Below are 25,977 nucleotides of genomic sequence, written 5' to 3' on the forward strand. Positions count from 1 at the left end.
ACTAGCGTTCGCCTAACCGGATTGGTCTTATGACTAGTGAATTCGCTTCGTCACTAGCGTCGAGATCGATCAGCGCCCACAAGCCCCAAGCAGCTGCATCATCGCCAGAGTCAAGAACTTGGAGCGCCAACCAGATTCGTGCGCTGTGATGGGTTTCGAGCAAATTGGACGCTTCATCGGCATCCATGCCGGCCTGCAAGAGATCTGGGAAAGACGGATCTTCTAAAATTGAGAAGAAGTTCGAGCTACGAGCATGTTGATCGGTACCCAGGAAATCATATTCATCAAAATAGGGCTCTATAGCATCCGCCCAACGCTCGGCATCCCAACCGCTAGCTCCATCAAGGGATTGAAGTTGGGCATAATCTTCTCTATCGAGTAACTCAATGCGGTAAAACATCGCGTTACGAACAGCTACCCGTAATGCGTGCGTATTTCGAGTAAAAGCAATCGTACCGTCTTCGCCTGCGCCGAAAGCTACCTCCTGGCCGTGAACTGAATCATTAGCGCCGAGTGAGGTCAATTCTTCTAAAGTAACTCGACCATCAGCTAGCGCTTCCCATTCATCAAGTAACGATGAATCAACAGAGCGTACTAAGCGGGCTAACCAGTCGATGATGTCTTCAACTTCGCTAGTGCGGGAAGCAAGTGGAATCGACTGGCGCATGGCCCGATAAACATCGGTGATATAGCGCAGTAAAACGCCTTCGGAGCGGGCTAGATCGTAGCGAGAAATAAATTCCGAGAACGTTAATCCTTCTTCAATGAGTTGGCGGACCACCGATTTAGGTTTGAGTTCTTGACCGCGCACCCACGGATTTGTTTTCGCATACGTTTCGAGTGCTGGTTCTAGGAGCTGGGCTAGTGGTCTCGGCCAGGTGACCTCATCTGCGAGCGCCATGCGCTCGTCGTAGTCCACGCCGTCGGCTTTTAATTTGCCAATCAGTTCCCCGCGCGCTTGACGTTGTTGGGCATACAAGGCCGGAGTTGGATCTTCGCTGACGGCTTCAATTGCTGATACCACGTCAAGCGGATAGGTGGCACTGCCAGTATCCAACAGGTCAAAGGCAGCCAAGGCGAAGGGGGCAAGCGGAGAGTTTAGTGCGAAATCTGAAGGAACATCTTTGGTAAAATGGATGGCATGTTCTGGGCCATGAATAGCTCGCCAGTTGCGGTCTTCGTGAGTGATGACCCCGGCAGTGCGCAATGATTGATAGATGGTGATGGCTTTGCGTACTAGGGTATTGCGCTCGCGATGCGGTTCATGGTTATCGCACAGGATTGTTTTTGCACCCGCAATTGGATCTGGGCGTTGCAGCAAGTTGAGGATCAAACTATGATCGACGCGCATCCGAGACGAAAGCGTCTCAGGTTGGCTATCTTTTAGGGTAGTGAACGTAGTTTCGGACCAGCTAATTTCCCCTTCGGGTGCTTTGACTTTTTGCACACGTTTAATCTTGGTCAGATCATCTCCGGCTTTGCGTAACCGGCGTGCGTTTTCGATTTCATGCTCGGGTGCCTGTACGACGACGTAGCCGACCGTATCGTAGCCGGCGCGTCCGGCTCGTCCGGCGATTTGGTGGAATTCACGGGCGGTAATATGGCGTTGTTTCGTGCCGTCGAATTTTGTTAGGGAGGTCATCACGACGGTTCGAATCGGAACATTGATACCGACTCCAAGGGTGTCAGTGCCGCAGATAACGTTGAGTAAACCGTTTTGAGCTAAGCGTTCAACTAATCGCCGATAGCGGGGCAGTAGGCCAGCATGGTGAACGCCGATGCCGGCGCGTAAAAGTTTTGAAAGCACTTTTCCAAACCCGGCTGAAAAGGTAAACGATGATAGTGCTTGGGCAATGCGTTCCTTTTGTTCCTTGGAAACAATCGACAGTGATTGGAGTGCTAGAGCTTGAGAGACTGCGTCACGTTGGGAAAAATGCACAGCATATACTGGAGCCATGTGGGTTGCGACGAGTTCTTTAATGACTTCTCCGATAGGCTCAGTAGACCACGTAAAATGTAACGGAACTGGGCGTACGGCGTCGGTAACAAGACTCACCTGGCGGTGAGTGCGGCGAGTTAAATCTGCTACTAGAGTAGTGGTGTCACCCAAGGTTGCCGATAAAAGTATCTGTTGGGCTTGTGGCAAGGTCAGTAAGGGGACCTGCCAGGCCCAGCCGCGCTGCGGATCGTCGTAGAAATGGAATTCGTCCATAACCACCATGCCTACATCGGCTTGGTCGCCCTCACGCAATGCAATGTTTGCTAGTATTTCGGCCGTTGCGCAGATAATGGGAGCATCGGCGTTGATTGATGAATCGCCGGTGACCATCCCGACGTTATGGGGGCCAAAGTTTCCAATGAGTTCGAAGAACTTTTCCGATACCAGAGCCTTGAGTGGAGCGGTATAGTAGGCGGTTCGCCCGGTAGCTAAGGCGGTAAATAAGGCTTGCATCGCGATCATGGATTTGCCCGAACCGGTTGGGGTGGAGACGATAACATGATCATCGGAAACGATATTTAGTAGCGCCTCTTCTTGGTGAGGATACATTTGTTTGCCCGTGGATTGAACCCAGCGAGTAAAAGCGTCATAGATATCTTCAGGTGAGGGGTTTAAGCCGTGGTCATCTTCTAAAGCGTCCAGTGCGATATTTAGACCAGGTTGTGCGGCACTCATTCATACTCTCCATCAAGATCAACTACTAGTGCCAAATATAGCAGGTTTATTCCAGTCTTAAATTGTTCATTTTGGAAAAATACCCGTAGCAATAGTTCCTAGCTGGAGCTAAAGTAGGGTATCCTGAATCATAAAAATTGGTGTCAGAAAAACAACTCGTGGTTGTTTGAGTTCATCTTTGAGGGTATGTCCATGGAAGCACATCCAACTCGTAAACTTATCTTTAGTATTCTCCGGCTCATCATCGGTGCTGTGATCGCAGTTGCCCTTACGAAATTTGCGTTTTTTCCTGATCAAGAGACGAGCAAACCACTTGTAGGCCAAGGGCAGTTCGTACTTCCCACTGTCAGCGCGCAACGTGGCGATATTAAGAACGATACCCAGTTCGAGGCAACCGTATTGCGCGATGAATCCAAAGCAGTTAAGTCCACAGCCGAGGGCGAAATCGTGCATTTCTTCGTCGCCGATGGTGCCCAGGTAGAACAAGGAGCGCCGCTGCTACAAGTCAAAACGACGGTTACGGAACAGATTATGGCGCCGGCAGCAAAATCTGAAGATAGTGAAGACGAAAGGGACAGTGAACCCTCGACGGTAACTTCAGTGTCTTATAACAACGTTGTTGCCCCTATTGCCGGCACAGTCCACTTCGATGCCATCATCAAACAGCACGTTACCTACAATGATCCGGTGGGCACCATCGTGCCAGCGTCATTCCACGCAACTGTTAATGTCACTCCAGATCAGCTTTACGCACTACAATCTATCCCGCAAGAAGCCCAGTTGGCGATCGCTAACGGGCCAGCTCCGTTTACATGTACTAACTTGCGCACCACGTCAGTTAAATCCGCCAGCCAAAGTGGCGACGGCATCTCCCAAGGTTCCTCGCCTGTGCTCATCTGCGATATTCCAGGCGATCAAACAGTGTTCGATGGGATTAAGGCCACGCTTAATATTGCTGGCGAACAGGTCACCGATGCGTTATTGTTGCCTGTTACTGCGGTAGAGGGAAGATTTAGAGAAGGAAAAGTCTATCTTCCGATGCAAGATATTACCGACGAGCCTACTGCGGTTGTTGTTAAGTTAGGTATCAATGATGGCAAGCGAGTGGTGATCACCGAAGGCTTGGATGAACAAACTGAAGTCTTGGAATTTGTACCGCGCAAATCCCAAGAATCTGATGACTCCGAAGTGCCACCCTATCCGATGGGATATTAGGAGTAATAGATGCTGAGGTTACGCAATATTACTCGAAGTGTTACTTTGCCTAATGGCCAAGACCTCCATATTTTACGTGGAGTAGATTGTGATGTGGCTGGCGGAGAACATATCTCGATCGTGGGGCATTCGGGTACTGGAAAATCTACGTTGCTCAACATTATCGGGTTGCTAGATCAACCAAATGCCGGAACATATACCTGGGATGGGGCTGACGTTGTTGGGCTTTCTGATGCTCAGCGCTCGCGGTTACGCGGTGGATCGGTAGGATTCGTCTTTCAGCAATTCAATCTTTTTTCTTCGCGAACAGTGTTAAACAACGTCGAGATCCCGTTGTTTTACAATTCTGGCTTAGATCTTTATCAGCGGCACGAAAAAGCTGCCCGGATTTTACATTCGGTTGGTTTAGGTGACCGATTGGATGCGTTTCCGAGCCAGCTTTCGGGCGGCGAACAGCAACGAGTTGCGATTGCGCGCGCCTTGGTGCGCGGGCCGCGCTTGATCTTGGCTGATGAGCCAACAGGTGCTTTGGATCCAGATACCGGAACGCATGTGATGGAAGTGCTTGAAGAGGCAGCACGCGAGAACAACGCTGCGCTGATTGTTATTAGTCACGATATGAATATTGCCCAGCGTGCCCAAACAGTGTACCGAATTGCAGATGGAGTCTTAACGCCACTTCACGACGTCGATCCGCTTTCCGTTAATAGGGGCGAAGCAGAACCCAGCGAGGTGAGCACTCGATGATTCACAATTTTATCGGAGCCATTATCGAGGCATGGGAAGAAGTAAAAATCAATCGGGCGCGCGTTATTTTGTCGCTGATTGGTGTTGGCGCTGCGGTGTGGGCGATGGCAACGGTTATCGCTCTGGGCACGATTTTGAATGAAGCCCAGCAACGAGTGATTGCGCATTGGAATGGTCAGCCCGGTACGATCACAGTTATTGCCAATGTGCGGGCAGAAAATGGGGCCAGTGGAGTTGATCCTTTCGCTGCATCGGTTAATCCTGAGCAAGGCAGCATACATTTCGAGGAATTTCGGCAATCCGTTCTTCAAACAGTAGAAAAACTCGGAATAACTATATGGACGACTAAACTAGAGTTTTCTATTCCGTTTTTAGATGCCCCGGATTTTGATCCGTGCCCGCCACAATATGGTGGCTCGTGCCCAGCCGAACACCCTTCGGCAATTGCGGTTGATCCGAGTTACTTTTCGTTACACGCCCATAAACTCGTTGAGGGCAGATTTATGGATACTCATGATGGTCAGTTGCAAATGAATCCGGTTGTGGTCAATGAATCAACATGGGCGGCTATGGGCAGTCCGGCGCTGGCGACCTACCCCAGACTTTGGCTAGATGCCAACCATAACCGTTCGGTTACTGTTGTTGGTGTGATAAAAAATACTAACGTCTTCGAAGGTGCCATGCTCTACGTTCCAGCCCAAGCCCTACCTTATGTATTCCCGGACACGGCGCAGTCACAGCTTCCATCATTTCTCTTTTTGCCGCCAAGCGGAGAAGAAGAACAAGCTAAGATCGTTGCGCAATCCGTCCTTGGATCCTTCCTAGGTGAAGGCTATGAGGTTATGGCTTATTGGGATGAGGGATACGCCCAACAAAGCCAACAGCAGGGCAATCTGATGCAAGCAATTGTTGCCGGAATCGGCGGTATCGTGATTTTGCTTGGTGCGTTGGGACTTTTGACGATGAGTATCGTAACTGTGAAGAACCGGGTACGTGAGATCGGTATTCGACGAGCAGTGGGAGCCTCGGCACGACGAGTATTTTTCGCAGTTTTCCTCGAATCAGTAGTTGCAACTACGGCTGCCGGGTTTGTAGGGGTGGCGCTATCAGTGATAACGATCCGAATCTTGCCCACGCTGAATGTGAGTGGATTTTTACTCGCAGAGTTTTCCGATATCGCCGCTACTGTTGCATACCCGATGTCTGCTGCACTGATTGGAGTAGGTATCTCGGCTACAGTTGGCGCGTTATGTGGAATTATTCCAGCAACTATTGCGGTAAAGATGCGCCCTATTGATGCGATTCGATTCTAATAGAAACGTTAGGGGTGGTTCGGAATCATCCGAACCACCCCTAGCATTGTTGTACACCGCCTGGGACTTGAACCCAGAACCCTCTGATTAAGAGTCAGATGCTCTGCCAGTTGAGCTAGCGGTGCTCATCTAAGAACAATGTTCTTGAGAATTAAAATCCCTAGACGAATCTAGGGATTTTATTCGTACACCGCCTGGGACTTGAACCCAGAACCCTCTGATTAAGAGTCAGATGCTCTGCCAGTTGAGCTAGCGGTGCGCAACAGCTAATACTGTATCGCACCGATGTTTTGCAGAGCAAATTTTTAGCGGTAATTACTATGTGATCACAGGCACCCTTTAACGGCTGATTGTTCTGCGGGGATAAGGAGAAATTCCGTAGAACTTAGCTAAGAGCACGGGTGAGGTCGGTGTGTGCACGTTGGAATCCTTGCTTAGTGAAATAGTCAGGATCAGCCGTTGCCTGCAACGGAATACGAAGTTCGCCGATTCCTAGCTGGGTAAAGAAATCCGTTTGCGCATACACAAATTTCCCTGGTCCTAAATCGCGGAATCGGGCGGTGACGTAATCAGCGATGATTGTGGCGGTGGAGTCCGCCGTCGTCATCGCAAAAATTCCAACAATTTCATCTTCGTGAATAATGAGCTGAATGTGTGCTGAATCTAAGTCTGGTCGTGAGAAATGCGGGTAGTTGGTTTGAATATCGAGTAGGTGACGGGATAAGAAATGTTCAACGAGGGGGTCGGAGGCTTGAGCATTTACCACGGCATAGCCGCGAGGTGGCGTCGTCTTTCGTTGCGAAAGGCGAATCAGCCAGTAGGCGTCTATGCCAACAATTACACCGTTCATGGCGGCATAAGGCCAGATTCCGAAGTAGATATTGTAAATTGTGGCGATTAACGATCCCGTTAAGTTCAAAATTCTAAAGCGGCGTACGCTGGGGATCATGAGCGATACAACTACTAACACTGATCCGGTCCAGCCAATTATTTCCCACCAGTTCATAACAACTCCTTAACTGCATAAATCTGTTGAATATAGGCAACTAGCCTACCCTGAAGTGACGCAAAAATCTGCTAACTAGGCATATGGTAAGGCGAAGTTGAGCACAACCAGATAGACTGAGTTTGATTCGCGTTTTGTGGATCGTATAGCCATCGCCCATCAAATGGCGTTAGAACGTAGAAGTGAATGAAAAGGCGGTAAGTGTGTCTGCACCAGTCGTGACTCTAGCAACATCAGCTGATCTTCCACATTTGGATGCGGACGAGCAAAATCTCCCCGATGCATTGCGAGAACGTGGGCTTGAACCCCGAATAGCAGTGTGGGATGACCCTAGTGTTGATTGGAGTCAGGCTGGAACGGTTATTATCCGTTCGGTGCGTGACTATGCCCGTGATCGGCAAAAGTTCCTTGACTGGGCGGCGTCGTTACCGCGAGTGTTGAATTCAGCGTCTACGATCGCGTGGAATTCAGATAAACACTACTTGCAAACCCTAGAAAAATACGGTTTGCCGATGATCCCTACGACGTGGCTAGAGCCTTCGCAGGGCTTATCGAAACAGCAGATTCATTCGCGTTTCCCTGCCTTTGGCGATTTTGTGGTCAAGCCTGCTGTTGCCTCCGGTGGTCGAGGCAGTGGACGCTACTCTGCCATAGATGCTAAGCAGCGCGGCGAAGCTGTTGAGCATGCCATGTACGAGCTTTCCCGGGGGCGAACCGTGATGGTGCAGCGTTATTTGGAAGAAATTGATAGCCAAGGTGAAACGTCTTTGGTCTATCTCAATGGTTTGCCGTCATATCAAGTTGAGAAAGAAGCAATGCTCCATCCGCGTTTCCGCAGTGTTGGACATGAGGGAGTTATTGAAGAAGTAGCTCATGCCTCAAACGCGACTGAAGAAACTTGGCGCTGGGGCGAACGTATCCGCAAAGCTTTGCATAGTCACATTAAAGACGTCAACGGCAAAGATGAACTTCTGCTCTTTAACCGCGTTGATATTGTGCGCGGTGATCAAAACTCTCCCGAAGAGTTTTATGTTGTTGAAATTTCGTTGATTGACGGCTCGCTCTATTTGAGCCAAAACGAGGAAAATCTCAATATGTTCGCCGATGCTATCCAGATGCGCGTCGATTGGTGACTCTAATCACGTACAGTATAGTTAGCTTATACGCGAGAAACTCGGTATAGTTTTTCTTCGTTGCAGTGCAACTTTGGTGGCTGTAGCTCAGTGGTAGAGCACCTGGTTGTGGTCCAGGGGGTCGCGGGTTCAAGCCCCGTCAGCCACCCCAAGAAAAAGATCGTTGGATTCCCAACGATCTTTTTCGTTTATAACAGGAAAATGAGGCTTATAGGGCTCTTCGGATTTTGGCGGGGTTAGGGGATGTGAAAGTGGTGAAGATAGTTCATGCTTAGAGTGTGAGCAAAAAACCTGAAACTATCTTCACCAGTTCTGATCCTAACGTAATCGTGGCTCGTTTGCTGAGTTTAAAAGATGTTGTGCCTGTGGCTTATCATCGTCACGGACCACACCAGTCAATCGAGATCGAGCAAGATCTTAACACCGTGGTGTGTCCTCGATGCAAGGTACGGGCACGAGTCAAGGATAGGCCACGAGTTCCTTATATCGATCTGCCCGTTTACGGACGCCCCATGGGTTTGATCTGGCGTAAACACCGCTGGTATTGTCCTAACCATCAATGCGATATGGGGTCATGGACAAGCCAGGACAAACGCATTGCTAGTAGACACTGTCGGTTAACGACCAGGGCAGCTAAATGGGCGACCAGGCAAGTAGGAATGGGACGGACAATAAGTGAAGTCGCTGCCGAGCTGGGCTGTGATTGGCACACGATTAACCATACCGTGACCGTCTACGGGCAGGCCTTACTTGATGCTGATCGTAAACGTTTATCTCAAACTCCTGCAATCGGTCTTGACGAGACAAGTTTCGTTCGTTTGAACAAACGCCCTACCCAATATGTGACCACGCTATGCGATGTAGCCAACCACCAGATCATTGATATTATTCCAAGCCGTAACTATGTTGAGGTTGCCCGTTTCCTTCACCGCTTCCCTACCTATTGGAAACAAGGAATCAGCTATGCCACACTCGATATGAGCCCGGCCTACCGGGCTGTTTTCAACGTGGTCACACCACACGCTACCCAAGTCGCTGACCACTTCCACGTCATCACATTAGCTAACCGAGCCCTTGATCGTGTACGCCGGCGTGTTCAACAACAAACACTTGGACACCGCGGACGAAAAACCGACCCGCTCTACCGTATAAGACGCCAACTTGTCTACGGACAAGAAAAACTCACCGATAAAACACAACATCGGATCGAATCACTTTTACGCTTAGGAGACCCTCATGGTGAAGTCGCTATCGCTTACCGTGTCAAAGAACGCCTCCGAAATTTCTACGCTCAAGACAACATCACCACCGCTCAAACCATGCTTGATCAACTCATCAACCACACCAGCCAGGACTTCATGCCCCAAGAAATCCAACAACTTAGCCGAACACTTAAAAACTGGTATCACCAGATCCTGGCCTACCACCACGCCCGCCTATCGAACTCGATCACCGAAGCCATGAACAACCTCATCAAACGCATCAAAAGAATCGGCTACGGATTTACCAACTTCACCAACTACCGCATCAGATGCCTCCTCTACGCAGGCAAACCCAACTGGCGACTCCTCAACACAATCTTCCCCTAACCCCGCCAAAATCCGAAGAGCCGCTTATAGGCCAGATCGTGTTGTTTTTCGGGCTACTTTTCGTTGATGTAGCAGGTAATAGTCGGTTTTGATTTGGGTTTGACTCGAATTCGTGGTTGGCCATTTCGTGTTGCTGGAAACGTGGTTTTTACTTGGTGTGTTGCCCGAAAGTTGGTGTTGAATTCGGTATGGATTGAGGAATGAAATATCCTCGATGCAAAATGTGTGGCAATGTCATGATCAAACACGGTAAGACAAGTGCTGGCCGGCAGCGTTTGTGGTGTAAGCCTTGTTCGTCTACCCAGAGTCGTTCTTATGATGTTCGCGTTCGTCATTTCACAGCGTTTTTAGACTTTGTTACTGGTAAATACACGTTGGCTGATCACGGGGTAAAAGCACGCACGCTACGACGACGTAACGAGCGTTTTTGGCACCTATGGCCGGTCAGTCCTGTTGTTGATGAGGTCCATCATGTGGTGTTTATTGATGGCATCTATCTTTCTCGCACACTCGTGGTGTTGATAGCGTGCACGAAAACCCATGTCCTTGGCTGGTATGTGGCTAAAGGAGAAACAATGCGTGCCTGGCAGGCGTTAATGTCTCGGATCGCGCCCCCAGATGTTGTGGTGTGTGATGGCGGGCAAGGAATAGCTAGCGCGGTAAAGACCACCTGGCCTGGTACGCGAATTCAACGCTGTGTTTTCCATGCCTTTAGCATGGTCAAACGCAAGACCACGACCCGTCCTTACACCCAGGCAGGTGTTGACCTATATGCTCTGGGAAAAGCATTACTACATATCACAAGCTTTGATCAGGGTAGTGGAATGGATGAGCCAACTCTCAAACTGGAACACCACGTATCACACGTTTTTAGCTCAACAAACCCGGCTACCACATGGCAGCTGGGTTCCCACTCATGCCCGGTTGGTTCAGGCTAAGAACTCGTTAAACACCCTGGTGAAGAAAGGTACCTTGTTTACCTATCTTGACCCCGCACTCCACATCGATGGTGATCCTATTGCATCGACGTCGAATCATATCGAGGGTGGGATTAACGCCCAGCTACGGTCACTGTTACGTGTTCACCGGGGAATGAGCCTTGATCGTCAAGTGAAAACCGTGTTGTGGTGGTGCTACTTGCATACTGAATTACCCGCAACACCAGCACGCATCCTACAAACAGTGATCACTGACGAACAAATCATTGACCTGTTCGAACAAGCCAGCCATCAAGCCAGCGCACAAGCCCAGATCGAACGCTTGGGAACAGCGGTCAACTGGACTCAACTTCCACCACAGAACAACCTGGCACGAAACCTACTAACCCCCAGCAACACATTTTGGCCTATAAGCCGAAAATGACCTGCTGCACCACAAGCCCAGATCGAACGCTGCGGGACCGCGGTCAACTGGACCGACCTCCACCACGGAGCAACCTGGCATGAAACCTACTAACCCCCAACAACACATTTTGTCCTATAGTCCCATATATGCGGCAGTAAAACGATTCGTCATGGTTGGACGAGTGGGGCAGCAACGCTGGCGGTGTAAAGATTTATGGTCTATTTGGCCGCTTAGCCCGGTAATTGACGAGATCCACGACGGTGATATTGTTGCCGCGTGATTCGGGGAAATACTGTGGCCACTAGCTAGGAAGTATGCTCGCCATAGCGGGACGTGATGTTGAAGTAGCTATCTCATACTTGGTGAACGGGCCGTTATGCCAGTTTTAACAACAAACCTCAACACAACCACCGGCCGATCCCGCCAAATCCCGATTCAACCACCGGCCAATCCTTCCACACCCCATTTCATCTATTATCCGGCTTGGCTTTGGCCTGGATAAGACTGTAAGTTGTGCCGAAACCGGGGTATTTGGGGCGATGTCCCCGTATAAGAGGACATCGCCCCAAATACCCCGGTTTTGCAACAGGCCAACCTCATCACCAGCCTTGAAAACCCGACATTTCAGAATAAAACCGAGTTTGTTTGGCCTATAGTGGCTGTTTATGTAGATTGTTGTGAGATGGCAGGCAGGATGAATGCTGTTTGGAAGAGAAGTCTCGAGATGAGAAGGGGAGGAAAGGCCCAACGAGTAGATTGTGTCCCAGTCAAAGTAGATTGTGTTCCACTCCAAGGGGAGTCCACAGAGTGAAAACGCTGGAGAGATGTCGGCTGAGGCTGTGTTCCACTCCAAGGGGAGTCCACACTTGGATCAGAAATGAGAATCTAGGTAAAACACCATAACCCCAGAGTCTGGGAACTACCATACCTGCGCATCACTATGTCGTGCCCTACGCTACGGCGCGATGCTGGTCTAACACGGCTGATGCCAGGTGATCACACCTGCACATGCGTTACGCCTGCACACCCAACAGGTGACTCCGTAACAATATCTTCCCTAACCCCATCAAAATGCAAAGAGTCAAACAAAAATCAGGCCGAACCCATAGAGACGGGTCCGACCTGATGGATGTATTGAGGCTGACAGCTACAGCGCCTGATGTGCCCGCTGGGCCCGGTCTATTGTCAAATCACTCGTTATCAACTCAGCTTTGGCTTTTGCTTCCTCGCTAGTTGGCCCATCGCCTTCAGGCCACAAGACAGCGCGATAGTAGCGTAGCTCATCGATAGAATCGTAGATATCTCCAAGCGCCTGATGGTTCCCAGTTTTTTCTGGTGCAGCAAAATAAACTCGCGGAAACCATCGCTTTGCAAGCTCTTTAATCGAAGAAACATCAACAATACGGTAATGCAGATGCTCAGTGAGATCTGGCATGTCACGGCTGAGAAATGCCTTGTCGGTGCCCACTGAATTCCCGCCAAGCGGAGCCTTGCGGGCATCAGGAACAAAACGCTTGATGTAGGCCAAGCATTGGGCTTGGGCTTCCTCTAGTGATACACCCTCATCCCAACGAGAGATCAAGCCAGTGGTGGTGTGCATATTGCGAACAAAATCATCCATATTTGCAACAGCATCTTCGGGTGGCTTAATTACAATATCTAAACCGTTATCGAGCGGATTAAGATCAGGATCAGTGACGACGATAGCGATCTCGACCAGCGCATCGCGTTCTAAATCTAGGCCAGTCATTTCACAGTCGATCCAGACGATCGGCGTATTTTGCGCAGAAAAATTACTCACTTGTTCAGGATACCAAGTTTGGCTTATGAATCGGGAGGCGAAAACGCTTCTACGGTAGGCAAGAAGAAACGTGGATTGCCACTGAGCACCCCGAGCGGGACTCGAACCCGCAACCTACAGATTAGAAGTCTGTTGCTCTATCCATTGAGCTATCGAGGCATACGCAAAGGATTTTACACCACGAGAGCTCAAATGGTTTACTTAGGCAACTTTAACAGCGTCACACCAGATAAGAAGCAGTATTTCCCACCCATAGTGGTAGCTACGATAACAGGTGTGGGCAAAAATCAATTGCGACTGTCACAAATAACAACTTATTATCGTGTCTTCATACCAAAATGATGAAAAATGCGCTGTAATGGGAAGGTGAATTCTAGCTCAATGCCCAATAACAATTTGATCGATCTTGTTGATCGCACGCTTGACTCCTTGCGTGCGGCAAGTTTGCCACTGGAAATGCCTGGCTCAATTGCGCTAGAAGAATCGCGCAAACACTTGATAACCCAGTTGGAATCGCGAATTTTGCCACACATCCAAGCCTCAAACATTCCTACAACTATTGTGTTCGGAGGTTCGTCGGGGGCTGGAAAATCCACTTTAGTTAACTCAATCGTTCGCGCTGAGGTGACTCAAGCCTCTGTTCTACGCCCTACAACGCGCACCCCAGTCTTTGTTATGCATCCTGAAGATTCGCAAGCCATGGAAAACCATGTTTTGTTAGAGATGGGGCAAAGTGTCTATGTTAAATCTGCGATTCCCGGCGTCGTCGTCGTGGATGCTCCAGACTTAGACTCCGTAGACGATACCAACCGAGAACTATCAGCGCGCCTACTCGATGCTGCTGACCTGTGGGTGTTTGTCACCACCGCAGCGCGCTACGGGGATGCCGTATCGTGGAATACACTCCAACGCGCCCACCAGCGCGGCGTGACCTGTGCTGTTGTTTTAGACCGAGTGCCACAGCACTCGTTACACAATGTGCGAACTGACCTCGCCTCACGGATGGTTGAGCTCGGTTTGGAAGATGCGCCGCTATTCGTCATCCCAGATCAAGGAGCGCACGACGGGCTTTTGCCCGAAAGTGAGATCCGTGAAATCCGCTCATGGCTAGATATGATTTCGGCGACGAAGATGGGGCAGTCACTTATCGACCGAACAACCCGTGCCACATTGCCGGCCTTGCGTGAAGAACTTTCCCATCTGGCAGATGCTTTAGAAGCCCAAGAGCACGCCTTGCAAGACCTTAAAGACAAAGCGCTTGAAAGCAGCGAAACTCCCCTTGACAAGCTACGAACAAATATTCGCCATGGTCGATTTGGCCAAGGAGCGCCAACTGCGTCATGGCTCTCATTCGCCTCAACTGGTGGTGTTCTATCGGCTATGGTCTCCCGGGCAACCCCGCGGTTTTACGACCGCAAAGTGACCGTCCGCGATAACGCAGTCACGGCAACCTTTGACATCTTATATGCGGCAGTCAAAGTAGCACTATCCCAAGCGCTCATCACTGCCCGTACGCGTGCAGACGAAGCCTGGAAGAACGACGTCGTTAACACCACTAAATTGCGTAATGCAGTAGCTGAGCGCCTCGATATCGACGCTATCATTGAAAAGCATGCCGTGGGATGGAAGCAAGATCTTATAGCGATAGCCAAACAGGTACACGACCATCCTTGGCTGTCTTCTGCTGGTGTTGCCTCACTTTTGGGCTGTGCGGCTGGCGGTATTTCGGGAGCAGTCTCAGTGGCACGCAACACCGGTATCGAATCCTATGTTGCCCAGGCTCGCCAAGCACTGGTTGAACGCCTCGAGCAAGCCCTCTCAGATCTGACCCACACCTATGTTGAAGTGGCAGACGAAGTCTCAGTCAGTGACAGCACCCAGTTACGACTACGAGCCACTGAATATATCGCACATACCTAAAGTCATGAGATTCAAGGATTAATGAACAACTATGGTTGACAATATGACAGCGCGTTCTCAAAGTGCACAAGCCATCGCCACGCGATTAAAAAATTTGCAGCAGGCGGTAGCAGCTGGTGGACAATATTTTGACCCTTACGTTTCAGCTCGCGCCCAAGACGATCTGCGCAATACTCAAGAACGGATGCATCTTGGGATAGACACCACGGTGGTTGCTCTTGTTGGGGGTACCGGCTCGGGCAAATCCTCGTTGTTCAACGCGATTACTGGTTTAGATTTTGCAGACTCGGGAGATATTCGCCCGATGACTGAGCGTCCTGCAGCATGTACCTATGGTGTTGATGCTACTGCTCTTTTGGATTATCTAGCTATTGATTACGATCGCAGAATCGAACATAATTCTGAGCTCAATGCTGGCAAGGAAGCTTTCGATCACCTTATTCTCATCGATCTACCAGATCACGACTCGGTAGCAGTTAACCATTCTCTTGAAGTTGAACGATTATTGCCCATGGTCGATATTTTGATTTGGGTTCTCGATCCGCAAAAATATGCCGACCAAGTCCTGCATGCTACATATTTGGAAAAGCTCACGCAACGCTCTGATGTTATGGTAGTGGCGCTTAACCAGATTGATACTATTCGTCAATCCCAGCGCGAGATCCTGTTAGATGATCTGCGTGGTTTGCTCACTCGCGATGGGTTGGCAGATGTGCCAGTGATTGCTACTTCTGCATTGACTGGGGAAGGTGTGGACCGCTTGATTCAGGCCATTGGCCAGGCTAGTGATCGTCCATCGGTAGCGGCGGTGACTGCAGCGGCAGAACTTGATGCTATTGGGCGTCGGCTACGGTTTAACGTTGGTTCTAGCGAAGCTGATATTTCTGGAAGTGTGCACGACGACGTCGTCGCCCGTATCGCGCAAGCAAGTGGTGTTGGGGCGGCGAGCGAATCGTTACGAAATGCCGGACAATCTCTTCGCGCAACGGCTTTGGTTCGTCCAGAAAAGCTCGGGAATTCTATGGCGATGGCTATTCGCGATAGTTGGATGGGATTCTTAAAGCAAGGCTTGCCAGAGATTTGGCAACAAGCTGTTATTACCGAGGTGGGGAGTTCGGAACGACTACGCAATTCGGTTGGCACTGCCTTGCGTTCAATCCCACTCCCTAAAATTCGCCGCGCCGGATCATGGGCAATGGTTTTTGTTGGGATTTTGTGCGCCATTTTGGGGATAACTTCAGCTGTGCTGGGGTTGCCGTTTTCCGCTGTGGGATGGCGCGTAGGGATTGGCGTTGCGGGATTGGTCATCGCTGGAGCGTTGTATTTCTTAGCTATGTATTTGTTGCGGCGCCAAGGTATTGCACGTGCCCGAGAATACGAGCAGACGGCACTGGCGGCAGTTCGTGACGTTTTCGATGAGACGATGGTCAACGGTCCGGCGGCGGTGTTAGATAAGCATCGGATCACTCGACAAGCACTCGAAACTTTTGCTGATGAGGCCGATAAAGTCCAAGAATAGACCTAAAAGTCGCTATTCGAGCAGTTGGTCGGTGGGACTTAAAATTTGAGCAACTATAACGCAAGTAACTCGCACAGATTTTGTGCGAGTTACTTGCGTTATACACAGCCTTAGGCATTCTTCAGCTAAGGGTTTGAGTAATTTTTAACAATAGTCGTGACCCTATTACTGGCTATGTTAAAGGAGAATGCCATGTCAAACGAAACCTATGTAACTATCAAGGGATATGCTGGAGGAAACCCCACTGTTTTTACCAATTCAACTGATCGCGATACCGGTGAAGTCTTTGAAACGAAAACTACTGTTATTCGGGTGGGGGTTACCTCGCGGTATTATTCGCGTGCAGAACAAGAATATAAAGATGGCCCTACTGCATGGTATTCGGTACGCACATATGGTGCCTTGGCTGGAAATGTTGCCCTGAGCGTGACTAAGGGCAGTCCAGTTATCGTGCGTGGCCGCCTAGTTGTGCGCCACTATGAAGATAAAACCGGTGCGCTACGGTCAGAAAACATTATCATTGCCGATAGTTGCGGAATCGAACTTTCGACCGGGAGTGCTGTTTTCCAAAAGACTTCTGCGGTTCCTCTCCAGCCAGTAGCTGGAGAACCTCAGCTATCTCATGGTCCAGTTAATGATGAGATCGATGAGCAGTTTAATGACTCGCAGATAGTGACTGAGGAAAGCCATGATCCGGCTGGTGTTTTGGATAAGGTGATGTCTTAACCTCATAGTGTTGTTGTGGTTGAGCTTCAACCCACTCGTCGACTAAGGTTGAGGTGGTTAACCAGTTCCATTTGCTAGCTATTGGAGAAACGTGGCTGAGTTTATTTACAATATGGTTCGTGCCCGCAAGAAGATCGGGGACAAACTCATTTTGGACGATGTGACAATGTCGTTCTATCCGGGTGCAAAAATCGGTATGGTCGGCCCTAACGGTGCCGGTAAATCTACGATTTTGAAGATTATGGCCGGTCTCGATGAGCCATCGAATGGTGAAGCTCGATTGAGCCCAGGTTACTCTGTGGGGATTTTGTTGCAGGAACCGCCGTTGAATGAAGATAAAACGGTTCTGGAAAATGTCCAAGAGGGTGTTGGCGAGCTTTTGACCAAAGTTCATCGATTCAATGAGATCGGCATGGAGATGGCTGAGCCAGATGCTGATTTCGATGCGTTGATGGAAGAAATGGGCAAGCTGCAAACTCAGATCGATGCGGAAAACGGCTGGGATATTGATGCTCAGTTAGAGCAAGCCATGGAAGCTTTGCAATGCCCGCCGGCAGATACTCCAGTGAGTGTACTTTCTGGTGGAGAACGCCGTCGTGTCGCGTTGTGTAAACTCCTTCTAGAAGCTCCCGATTTGCTGCTATTGGACGAACCAACAAACCATTTGGATGCTGAGTCAGTGCTCTGGCTCGAACAGCATTTGGCAAAGTATCCTGGTGCTGTCATTGCCGTCACCCACGATCGATACTTCCTCGATCATGTCGCGCAGTGGATTGCAGAAGTAGATCGTGGTCATCTCTACCCCTACGAGGGAAACTACTCAACATACTTAGAGAAGAAGCAAGAGCGTCTTGAAGTTCAGGGTAAAAAGGATGCCAAGCTCAAGAAGCGATTAGCAGAAGAACTCGAATGGGTTCGTAGTTCGGCTAAAGGCCGTCAAGCCAAGTCGAAGTCTCGGTTGGCGCGCTATGAAGAGATGGCGGCTGAAGCTGATCGTACTCGTAAGCTCGACTTTGATGAGATTCAGATTCCACCAGGTCCTCGATTGGGTAACGTTGTCCTGCAAGCAACAGATCTCAAGAAGGGATTCGGTGATCGAGTCCTGATCGATAATCTCTCGTTTAGTTTGCCGCGCAACGGTATCGTTGGCATTATCGGGCCAAACGGAGTTGGCAAAACCACCTTATTTAAGACGATCGTTGGTCTAGAGCCGCTTGATGAGGGCACGCTCAAGATTGGCGAGACGGTAAAACTGAGTTATGTGGACCAAAACCGTGGCGGAATCGATCCGGAGAAGACGCTATGGGAAGTGGTTTCTGACGGGTTGGATTATATTCAAGTTGGCAATGTTGAGATGCCTTCGCGCGCTTACGTGTCTGCTTTCGGTTTCAAGGGAGCTGACCAGCAAAAGAAAGCCGGCGTGCTTTCTGGCGGTGAGCGCAATCGGCTTAACCTTGCCTTGACGTTGAAGCAGGGCGGAAACGTTATCCTTCTTGACGAACCGACTAACGATTTAGACGTCGAGACGCTCAGCTCGTTAGAAAATGCACTGCTCAATTTTGCGGGATGTTCCGTGGTGATCACCCACGATCGCTGGTTCCTTGACCGTATCGCCACTCATATTTTGGCTTACGAAGGTAGTGCGGAAGATCCGGCAAACTGGTATTGGTTTGAAGGAAACTTCGAAGCATACGAGAAGAATAAGGTTGCCCGGTTAGGGGAAGAAGCTGCCCGGCCCGGTGCCTCAACCTATCGTAAGCTCACTCGCGGATAACCGTGACTCAAACCTGGGAAAATAACTAGTTTAAACATCATAACCGCCGGGGCGCGAACCTATTTTATAGGTTCACGCCCCGAGGTGTATGTCAAGCTATGAGGCAGTTCGTGTGGCTGCTAGGTGATGTTTCGGTCCACACACAAGCCAGAACTGCAAGCCAGCAGTGTTTTTAACGCTCACACGTACTCAGAAGGCAGGCTATTATCCACATTTAGAGAATGTCTTTCGAGCGCGTCATTCCCTCTTGAGCCATCGTGGCAATATGTATTCCATTTTGGAAGAATTTTGCAACAGATAGACCGCGCCCACCTTGTGCTGATGGAGAGTCAAGTTCGGCCAGCACCCAATCTGACATATCGACATCACGGTGCCACCAGATCGCGTGATCCAACGTCGCCAACGAGATATCGGGACTTAGCCAGAACATGCCGTGGCGGCGCATTATTGGTTCGAGCATGAATTGATCGGTGGCGTATGCTAAGAGCGCTCGATGTAGCAATTGAGGTGCGCCTTGGGGCACATCGTTTCGTGCCTTAAACCAGATAAGCGTATGGCTATCGCGTTTGCGGGCAGGGCGAACCCATATCGGACCATCGACGTGTCGCATGTCGATGGCGTTCGTCATGTGCATATGTTTTGAGGCAGGATGATTAAAGCTGGAAAAGAAATCGACTGAGGATTCTAGCTCTAGTGGGCTAGGTGCGAACGGAACCTCTGCTGCATGATCTACTCCGGGCTGGACTTCTTGGAAGGAAGCTCGGCACGATAAGATCGTTTTCCCGAACTGTGAGGCATGGACGCGCCGGGTAGAAAAAGATCGAGAGTCATTGACTTCTTCCACATCGAACGAAATTGGTTCATGTTGATCGCCAGGGCGCATAAAAGCAGCCGTGATTGAATGGATCTCGCGTTGCGGATAATGATCGATAACACTCGCCCATGCGGCCATTACTGCTTGTCCAAATACTTGCCCGCCATAGACGCGCCCGTTAAATTGCGACAGATTTTGACCGATGTAGCTCCCCGGTTCCGAGACGGTCAATCGAAGGGTATTCAAAATTGACGATAGGGGTTCTTCGGTAGTTGTTGGTACAGAAAGATAAGTTGGCATAATGACCTCCCGGGGATGATGTATTTTCATCATACGGCAGTTTCGATCCTCATCTGTAACGTATTTTTGAGCATTTTGGCGAAATAACGATAACTAACCGGGATCGATTCGTTGCAAATTCTTGCTGTCAGCTACAGAAAATCGATACATTCTGGCACAATTAAACTGAATAAAAGTAGTAAGGATGCTACTGCACATCCTGCGAGGAGAGACAATGCCAGATCAAACAGTTGATCTTGAAAAGTTGCATCGGCTGGCACACGCCTACAATGTTGCCACCGAATTTTGGGGTTTTCACGGAGAGCACGAACATGTTTCGGCACAGACCCTTATTGCGGTCTTGGCAGCAATGGGAGTTGACGCTCAAAGTGATGAGGCGATTGACAACGAGTTAGTTGCCAAAGAAGAAGCTCCGTGGCGTCAGATCCTCCCTTCGTGTGTTGTTACCCGAGATGATCAAGAACATGGCGTTGCCGTCCATGTACCACACGGGTGGGATGTGGAACTGTGGATTGAGTGTGAAGACGGCACGCAACGAAGTGTTCGCCAAGGGGAGGACTTTACTCCACCTCGAGTTATTGAAGGCCATACGATTGGTCAGGCAACCTTTGTTCTTGAGCCAGGCTTGCCACTGGGCTATCACACTTTGCATGCGCGGGTGAGCCATTCTCAAACCGATAATAGTGCCCAGGACTCCACGCCACTGATTGTCACGCCAGGAACTTTAACTAAGGGCAGTTTGAGTGAGCAGCGCTCTTGGGGAATGATGGCGCAACTTTATTCCACTCGTTCGGCACAGTCGTGGGGTGTTGGAGATACCGATGACTTGCTCGAAATGGCTTCACTATTTGGCTCGATGGGGGCAGATTATCTGCTTGTCAATCCCTTGCATGCCGCCCAACCTATTGAACCATTATCCCCTTCACCTTATTTGCCTGTAACGCGACGATTCTTTAATCCGCTGTATATTCGCCCCGAAAATATTCGTGAAGCTGCTTATCTTTCTGGACCAGAACGTTCGTTGATTACTTGGGCTGGGGAAACAGTTAAGAAAGACTCGTTGAAGAATTCGCATATCGATCGCGATAGTGCGTGGAAGGCGAAGCGAGAAGCATTAGAAGTTATTTTCAAAGCTGGACGTTCCCAGGCGCGAGAACGAGAGTTTGCTCGATACCGGCGCAGTGAAGGGCAAGGCCTAGAAGATTTCGCTTTGTGGTGTGCGTTGGTCGAATTCTATGATGGAGCGCACTTCCCCGAAGAGTTACGCGATGTGCGTAGCAATGGTGTTGCTCGGGCACGAGTGAAGTTGCGTGACCGTATTGAGTTTTGGGCCTGGCTCCAATGGGTTATGGATCAACAGTTAGCAGACGCGCAGCGCGCGGCTAAAGCTGCTGGCATGACTTTCGGTATCGCCCACGACGTGGCGGTTGGCGTTCACCCACAAGGCTCTGATACCTGGACGATTCCGGAGGCATTTGCACACGGCATCGGTGTGGGGGCTCCACCAGATATGTATAACCAGCAGGGACAAAATTGGTCACAACCACCGTGGCGTCCAGACGCATTGGAAAAGATGGGTTATGCGCCGTTGCGGGATATGGTCCGCACTGTTTTGCGCCACGCCGGTTTGCTGCGAGTCGATCATGTCATGGGACTGTTCCGTTTATGGTGGGTTCCAGAGGGGTTTGCGGCACACCAAGGCACGTATGTGCGTTTCGACCATGAAGCAATGGTGGGTGTCTTGTTGCTTGAAGCCTACCGTGCCGGCGCCGTCGTCGTTGGTGAAGATCTTGGAAACGTTGAACCGTGGGTGCGCGATTATCTGCGCGAACGTGGAATATGGGGAACGTCTATCTTCTGGTTTGAGAAAGACGACGAAGGTAACCCGCTTCGTGCCGAAGACTACCGTAGCGACGCACTAGTTTCCGTCGATACTCACGATCTACCACCTGCGGCTGGCTATTTGGCGCAAGAACATGTTTCATTGCGTTCGCGCTTGGGCTTGCTGGTCGAACCTGAAGAAGTCGTGTTGGCTCAGGCTCATCGCGAGCTTGAGACAGTCCTTACTCGGTTGCGTCAATACGATCTGATTGGCGAAAATCCTTCAGAGCGCGAGATCGTCGAAGCTTTGCACGTGTATTTAACAAAAACACCGTCTGCGCTACTGTGTGTTTCGTTAGTTGATGCCGTGGGCGAGCGCCGAGCACAAAATCAGCCCGGAACCGATCAAGAGTATCCTAATTGGAAGATTCCGTTGGCAGATGGGACTGAAAAGGTAGTCTTGATTGAAGACTTGGCAAAGAATCCGCGATTGCTTTCCCTCGTTGAATCTTTTACGAAAGCTATGGCGTCTTAGGCGAAGCTAGCTTACGGATAAGCCCGGGTGTGTACATGCAGATTGATATGCAGTGCACACCTTAGCTAAGAGTTGTGAACGGAGGAAATAGCAGTGGACTTAGCCCAAGATTATATTCTTGGCCTTGGTGGCCGTGAGAATATTGTGCAAGCTATTCCTGCTTTCACGCGCATCCGGGTCAAGGTTGTATCAATGGCGGCAGTTTCTGATGAACTGCTGCGTGCTGCTGGCGCTTACGGTGTGGTGCGTCAAAAAGGCCAACTCCAGCTTATCGTAGGAGCTCACGCTCAAGAACTTGCAGAAGCTCTTGAGGCAGCTGCGTAAAATTCTACGCAACTGCCTCACGAGTATATGGGGCTTATCTGCCTGGGCGTTAATTAACGCACAGAGTGTTTCTTGGCCTTTTGTTTGCCTGACGATAGACGTTCGACGATCATGGCGATAGCGCCGTCGCCGGTAACGTTTGTTGCGGTACCGAACGAATCGACGGCAACGTAGAGTGCGATCATGATTCCATACATTGGCTCGGTAAATCCGAGAATTCCTTGAACCACTGATTGTGCGGCGGTAATTGCGCCACCAGGAACGCCAGGGGCTGCCACCATGATAATGCCAAGCATGAAGATGAAGCTCACCATGGTTGCGGCAGGATGAGTTATACCAAGCATGTATTGCAAAGCGAGAGCGAATGCGGTGATCTTGATGGTAGAACCGGCGAGGTGGATGGTTGCGCACAGCGGAATAACGAATCCGGCAACATCTTCAGAGACGCCGTTCTTGCGGGCAGAGCGCAATGTGACTGGGATGGTTGCTGCCGAAGAGGCAGTACCGAGCGCAGTTGCGTAGGCGTCACGCATGTTCCATAGTGCGATGAACGGATTTCGTCGGGCGAGGCTGCCGGCGATGAAGTATTGGAACAACAACATGATGACGGTTAAAACAAAGGCGAAGGCAATAACTTTAGCCATGAGAACAACAACTTGTTCAAATTGCCCAGATTTCGACATGTTTAAGAAGGTGCCAAAGACGAATAGTGGCAAGAGAGGAACGATTGAACGCTTAATGATCGTATAGATGATTTCGCGGAACTCATGCATTAACGAGATGATCTTGTGTGCGTTTGTTGCCACTGCTCCAAAGCCGAGAAGGAAGGCGAGGATGAGTGCAGTAAGTACACCGAAAACTGGCGGAAGTGTGAAGGAAGCATCCATGAGGGATGGCACAGCAAGTTCTGGAGTTTCAACATCAGAAACTTTTTGGCCTGCCAAGAGCCATGGATATACGACGGTAGCCAAACCCCATGTACCTAAACCGGCGATGACGGTAGAACAGTATCCCAATGCAACTGTCAGTATTACCCAGCGTCCACCAGACTTACCCAAGTCGGAAATGGCTGGGGCAACCAGACCAACGATGATCAGTGGAACGACGAAGGAGAGGAATTTGCCGAAGATATCGTTGAATGTTGCGAAGGGAACAATTGCGGCTGAAGGGAGAACTTTACCGAGAAGAGCTCCAAGGATGATTGCGAGAATGATCCAGGTCAGCAGGTTCTTGCTAAGTCGGTGAAGAATAGGGGGCTCCATGGTGGTCCTTTCGTGTTAGTTACTAATGTGCGGGAGTGCGGAAAATAGTAACTTATGGTTTGTTATGTTAGGTGATTTTTGGACCGGCGGAGCAGTTGTGTTCATAGTGTGGACAATGCGTCGCAAATAGTTTATAATTAAACTATGAAAGCATTTGGATTTTTAAGTTTTGGCCACCACTCAATTACTGGCCAAGACGGGCCCGACGCAGGGCAAGTTTTACGCGACAGTCTGGAGATTGCCAAGATTGCTGATGAGATCGGCGTCAATGGTGCATACTTCCGGGTTCACCACTTTGCACCCCAGGGCGCAGAGCCAATGCCGTTACTCGGCGCAATTATTGGTGCTACAAAACACATTGAAGTGGGCACAGGGGTTATCGATTTACGCTACGAAAACCCGCTGCATCTAGCAGAAGAAGCAGCCGCACTCGATCTGTTATCTGAAGGAAGAATAGCGCTAGGCGTTTCACGTGGCTCACCTGAACCTGCATTGCGTGGTTGGGAATCCTTCGGATATAAAGGTGAGGCACCCAACGGTGCAGATATTGCCCGCGAAAAGTGGCAACTATTCCTCGCTGCGATTCAAGGCTATGGTCTAGCCCAAGCTGCGCCATTGGAGCAGCAATACCCACAGATGTATCAGCCCGGAACTCCACTGCCGATTTTCCCACACTCCCCAGAACTTCAAAAGCGCGTCTGGTGGGGTTCGGGAACCCGCGCCACTGCAGAACAAGCAGCAAAAGATGGTGTAAACCTGATGAGCTCAACATTAGTATCCGAAGCAGATGGTTCTAGCCTCGGAGAACTTCAAGCCGAGCAAATCCGAGTCTATCGCCAAGCCTGGGAAGATGCCGGACACGATTGGACACCGCGAGTATCGGTATCGCGATCCATTTTCCCAATTGTTACCGCCGAAGATCAAAAACTTTTCGGAACCTTTGCCTCAAACAAAGATCAAATTGGCATGCTCGAAGGGGCCACAAAGACAACCTTCGGACGTACCTACGCAGCCGAACCCGATGTTCTCATCGAACAACTCAAAGCCGATCCAGCTATCGCAGCGGCAGATACTCTCATGTTGACAATCCCTAACCAAATGGGCGTCGATATGAACGTGCGCATTTTGGATAACTTTGCCAAGCACGTCGCCCCAGCCCTCGGCTGGATCCCAAACACTGAAGGCCCAGTAGTTGGCTAATGGGAGTCCAACAGCTCGAAACTTAGTGCAATCCTTTGAGTGCATAGCTCAATGCACTATGTAAGTCTACGCCCGGCGATATTCGCCGGGCGTAGACTTACATAGTATTTAGATGCGAGGGAAGAGGGCAGAGCAGGTCATAAGAGCGTAGCCCCACAATGACTACACTATAAGCTAGGCTTCCATCCGCGCTGCAAGGACGAACGAGCCGCCCACAACCACCATGCCGCCCACGATATTTCCCGCAGCTGCCACCACCAGAGCCAAGGCCGAATCCGTGAAGGTCACTCCTGGAACGCCGTTCATTATGGCTAGCGAAAATGACGTCATATTTGCAACGACGTGTTCGAAACCAGCTGCAACGAAAACCGTAATCGCCCACGAGATCACAATAATCTGAGCAACTTCATTCTTCATGCGAACAATAGTCCACATTGCCAAGCAGACCATAACATTACACATGATTGCACGGAAGAATACTTCGGAATAATCTTTCCCTAGTTTTCCAGACACAACTGCATCAAGCATCTGATAGTTGAGCGAATCCTTTTTAAACACATGTGCAGCGGTAATGAGAGCCGAAATAGCAATCGAACCAACCAGATTGCCAAGGAGCATAAAGATAATCATCCATCCAGCGCGCACCGCACTTATTTTGCGGCGAATTGCCGCCAACGGCATAATCATCATGCCTGACGTAGCTAACTCACCGCCGGCGAAAACAACTAGCACTAGGCCAATCCCAAAGACCAGTCCCATCATGGTTCCAGCTAAATCAGAACCGTGGACGTACATCCCCGAAACACCTGCATACATAAACAAGCAGCCAATACCAACAAAAGCACCGGCCAGTGCGCCACCAGCGAGGTAGCCACCGAAATTATTTGCCTTCTTTGACTTAGCGACGCCGGTTTCAGCTTGACGTTCAATCGTTTGCGTTAAGGTCTCCATCAGTTTCTT

19 protein-coding genes, 4 tRNA genes and 1 pseudogene are annotated in these 25,977 nt (G+C 50.0%); 15 read left to right on the forward strand and 9 right to left on the reverse strand.

The annotated features are described in order from the left end of the window. Position 1: 1 nt before the first annotated feature. Positions 2-2,674 carry a DEAD/DEAH box helicase gene (locus NG665_RS02065; RefSeq protein ID WP_252673658.1) on the reverse strand — a complete coding sequence of 891 codons (2,673 nt, stop codon included), beginning with the start codon at positions 2,672-2,674 and terminating at the stop codon, positions 2-4. 192 nt (positions 2,675-2,866) lie between these two features. Here NG665_RS02065 and NG665_RS02070 point away from each other — a divergent pair, with 192 nt between their 5' ends. The 3 genes from NG665_RS02070 to NG665_RS02080 are packed head-to-tail and all read left to right on the forward strand — an operon-like array spanning position 2,867 to position 5,949. Beyond that, positions 2,867-3,889, forward strand: a complete 1,023-nt coding sequence (locus NG665_RS02070; protein WP_252673659.1) for an efflux RND transporter periplasmic adaptor subunit — start codon at positions 2,867-2,869, stop codon at positions 3,887-3,889. 9 nt (positions 3,890-3,898) lie between these two features. Further along, positions 3,899-4,636: an ABC transporter ATP-binding protein gene (locus tag NG665_RS02075; protein ID WP_252673660.1), complete on the forward strand. Its 738-nt coding sequence runs from the start codon at positions 3,899-3,901 to the stop codon at positions 4,634-4,636. Beyond that, complete coding sequence (locus NG665_RS02080; RefSeq protein WP_252673661.1) at positions 4,633-5,949, forward strand: ABC transporter permease; 1,317 nt, start codon at positions 4,633-4,635, stop codon at positions 5,947-5,949. Before NG665_RS02075 ends, NG665_RS02080 begins: the two co-directional genes overlap by 4 nt. 52 nt (positions 5,950-6,001) lie before the next feature. Here NG665_RS02080 and NG665_RS02085 read toward each other — a convergent pair. The 3 genes from NG665_RS02085 to NG665_RS02095 all read right to left on the reverse strand — a co-directional run bounded on the left by NG665_RS02085 (position 6,002) and on the right by NG665_RS02095 (position 6,955). Continuing rightward, positions 6,002-6,074, reverse strand: a tRNA-Lys gene (locus tag NG665_RS02085). A gap of 61 nt (positions 6,075-6,135) precedes the next feature. Further along, a tRNA-Lys gene (locus tag NG665_RS02090) sits at positions 6,136-6,208 on the reverse strand. Between the two features lie 126 nt (positions 6,209-6,334). Continuing rightward, positions 6,335-6,955 (reverse strand): hypothetical protein, encoded by a 621-nt coding sequence (locus NG665_RS02095; RefSeq protein WP_252673662.1) that lies wholly within the window; start codon positions 6,953-6,955, stop codon positions 6,335-6,337. A 203-nt stretch (positions 6,956-7,158) separates the two neighbouring features. On the opposite strand from NG665_RS02095, the gene NG665_RS02100 reads away from it, so the two are divergent. From NG665_RS02100 to NG665_RS02120, 5 genes and pseudogenes are all read left to right on the forward strand, one after another. Beyond that, positions 7,159-8,088 carry an ATP-grasp domain-containing protein gene (locus NG665_RS02100; RefSeq protein ID WP_252673663.1) on the forward strand — a complete coding sequence of 310 codons (930 nt, stop codon included), beginning with the start codon at positions 7,159-7,161 and terminating at the stop codon, positions 8,086-8,088. Positions 8,089-8,164: 76 nt separating this feature from the next. Then, a tRNA-His gene (locus tag NG665_RS02105) sits at positions 8,165-8,239 on the forward strand. A gap of 127 nt (positions 8,240-8,366) precedes the next feature. Continuing rightward, positions 8,367-9,677: an ISL3 family transposase gene (locus NG665_RS02110; protein ID WP_252672635.1), complete on the forward strand. Its 1,311-nt coding sequence runs from the start codon at positions 8,367-8,369 to the stop codon at positions 9,675-9,677. A gap of 200 nt (positions 9,678-9,877) precedes the next feature. Further along, a pseudogene (locus NG665_RS02115) lies at positions 9,878-11,001 on the forward strand (IS1249 family transposase). A 117-nt stretch (positions 11,002-11,118) separates the two neighbouring features. Further along, the gene (locus NG665_RS02120) at positions 11,119-11,301 is read left to right on the forward strand and encodes a hypothetical protein (RefSeq protein WP_252673664.1); all 183 of its coding nucleotides are present in this window, start codon (positions 11,119-11,121) and stop codon (positions 11,299-11,301) included. Positions 11,302-12,168: 867 nt separating this feature from the next. Here the strand turns inward: NG665_RS02120 and orn are convergent. Together orn and NG665_RS02130 are read right to left on the reverse strand one after the other, a co-directional pair. Further along, the gene (orn, locus tag NG665_RS02125; protein WP_252674063.1) at positions 12,169-12,771 is read right to left on the reverse strand and encodes an oligoribonuclease; all 603 of its coding nucleotides are present in this window, start codon (positions 12,769-12,771) and stop codon (positions 12,169-12,171) included. 137 nt (positions 12,772-12,908) lie between these two features. Beyond that, positions 12,909-12,981 (reverse strand) — tRNA-Arg (locus NG665_RS02130). A gap of 222 nt (positions 12,982-13,203) precedes the next feature. Between NG665_RS02130 and NG665_RS02135 the strand changes: the two genes are divergently transcribed. From NG665_RS02135 to ettA, 4 genes are all read left to right on the forward strand, one after another. Then, positions 13,204-14,742: a GTPase gene (locus NG665_RS02135; RefSeq protein WP_252673665.1), complete on the forward strand. Its 1,539-nt coding sequence runs from the start codon at positions 13,204-13,206 to the stop codon at positions 14,740-14,742. A 31-nt stretch (positions 14,743-14,773) separates the two neighbouring features. After that, on the forward strand, positions 14,774-16,261 hold the full coding sequence (locus NG665_RS02140; protein WP_252673666.1) for a GTP-binding protein: 1,488 nt from the start codon (positions 14,774-14,776) through the stop codon (positions 16,259-16,261). A gap of 192 nt (positions 16,262-16,453) precedes the next feature. Beyond that, a complete protein-coding gene (locus NG665_RS02145; RefSeq protein WP_252673667.1) occupies positions 16,454-16,987 on the forward strand; it encodes a single-stranded DNA-binding protein in 534 nt (177 codons plus the stop codon). A gap of 91 nt (positions 16,988-17,078) precedes the next feature. Further along, the gene (gene ettA / locus NG665_RS02150) at positions 17,079-18,761 is read left to right on the forward strand and encodes an energy-dependent translational throttle protein EttA (protein ID WP_252673668.1); all 1,683 of its coding nucleotides are present in this window, start codon (positions 17,079-17,081) and stop codon (positions 18,759-18,761) included. Between the two features lie 214 nt (positions 18,762-18,975). On the opposite strand, the gene NG665_RS02155 is transcribed toward ettA, so the two are convergent. Next, on the reverse strand, positions 18,976-19,875 hold the full coding sequence (locus NG665_RS02155) for an acyl-CoA thioesterase (RefSeq protein WP_252673669.1): 900 nt from the start codon (positions 19,873-19,875) through the stop codon (positions 18,976-18,978). 214 nt (positions 19,876-20,089) lie between these two features. On the opposite strand from NG665_RS02155, the gene malQ reads away from it, so the two are divergent. Continuing rightward, the gene (gene malQ / locus NG665_RS02160) at positions 20,090-22,231 is read left to right on the forward strand and encodes a 4-alpha-glucanotransferase (protein ID WP_252673670.1); all 2,142 of its coding nucleotides are present in this window, start codon (positions 20,090-20,092) and stop codon (positions 22,229-22,231) included. Between the two features lie 93 nt (positions 22,232-22,324). Further along, positions 22,325-22,555 (forward strand): PTS sugar transporter subunit IIB, encoded by a 231-nt coding sequence (locus tag NG665_RS02165; protein ID WP_252673671.1) that lies wholly within the window; start codon positions 22,325-22,327, stop codon positions 22,553-22,555. Positions 22,556-22,608: 53 nt separating this feature from the next. Here NG665_RS02165 and NG665_RS02170 read toward each other — a convergent pair whose 3' ends face one another. Beyond that, positions 22,609-23,817, reverse strand: coding sequence for a dicarboxylate/amino acid:cation symporter (locus NG665_RS02170; protein ID WP_252673672.1), 1,209 nt, complete (start codon positions 23,815-23,817; stop codon positions 22,609-22,611). Between the two features lie 144 nt (positions 23,818-23,961). Here NG665_RS02170 and NG665_RS02175 point away from each other — a divergent pair, with 144 nt between their 5' ends. Beyond that, complete coding sequence (locus NG665_RS02175) at positions 23,962-25,017, forward strand: LLM class flavin-dependent oxidoreductase (RefSeq protein WP_252673673.1); 1,056 nt, start codon at positions 23,962-23,964, stop codon at positions 25,015-25,017. 174 nt (positions 25,018-25,191) lie between these two features. Here the strand turns inward: NG665_RS02175 and NG665_RS02180 are convergent, their stop codons facing one another. Continuing rightward, entirely contained in the window at positions 25,192-25,968 is a 777-nt protein-coding gene (locus NG665_RS02180; RefSeq protein ID WP_252673674.1) for a formate/nitrite transporter family protein, read from the reverse strand. Positions 25,969-25,977 lie beyond the last annotated feature (9 nt).

This window comes from Arcanobacterium pinnipediorum, from assembly GCF_023973165.1.
Taxonomy (GTDB): Bacteria; Actinomycetota; Actinomycetes; order Actinomycetales; family Actinomycetaceae; genus Arcanobacterium; species Arcanobacterium pinnipediorum.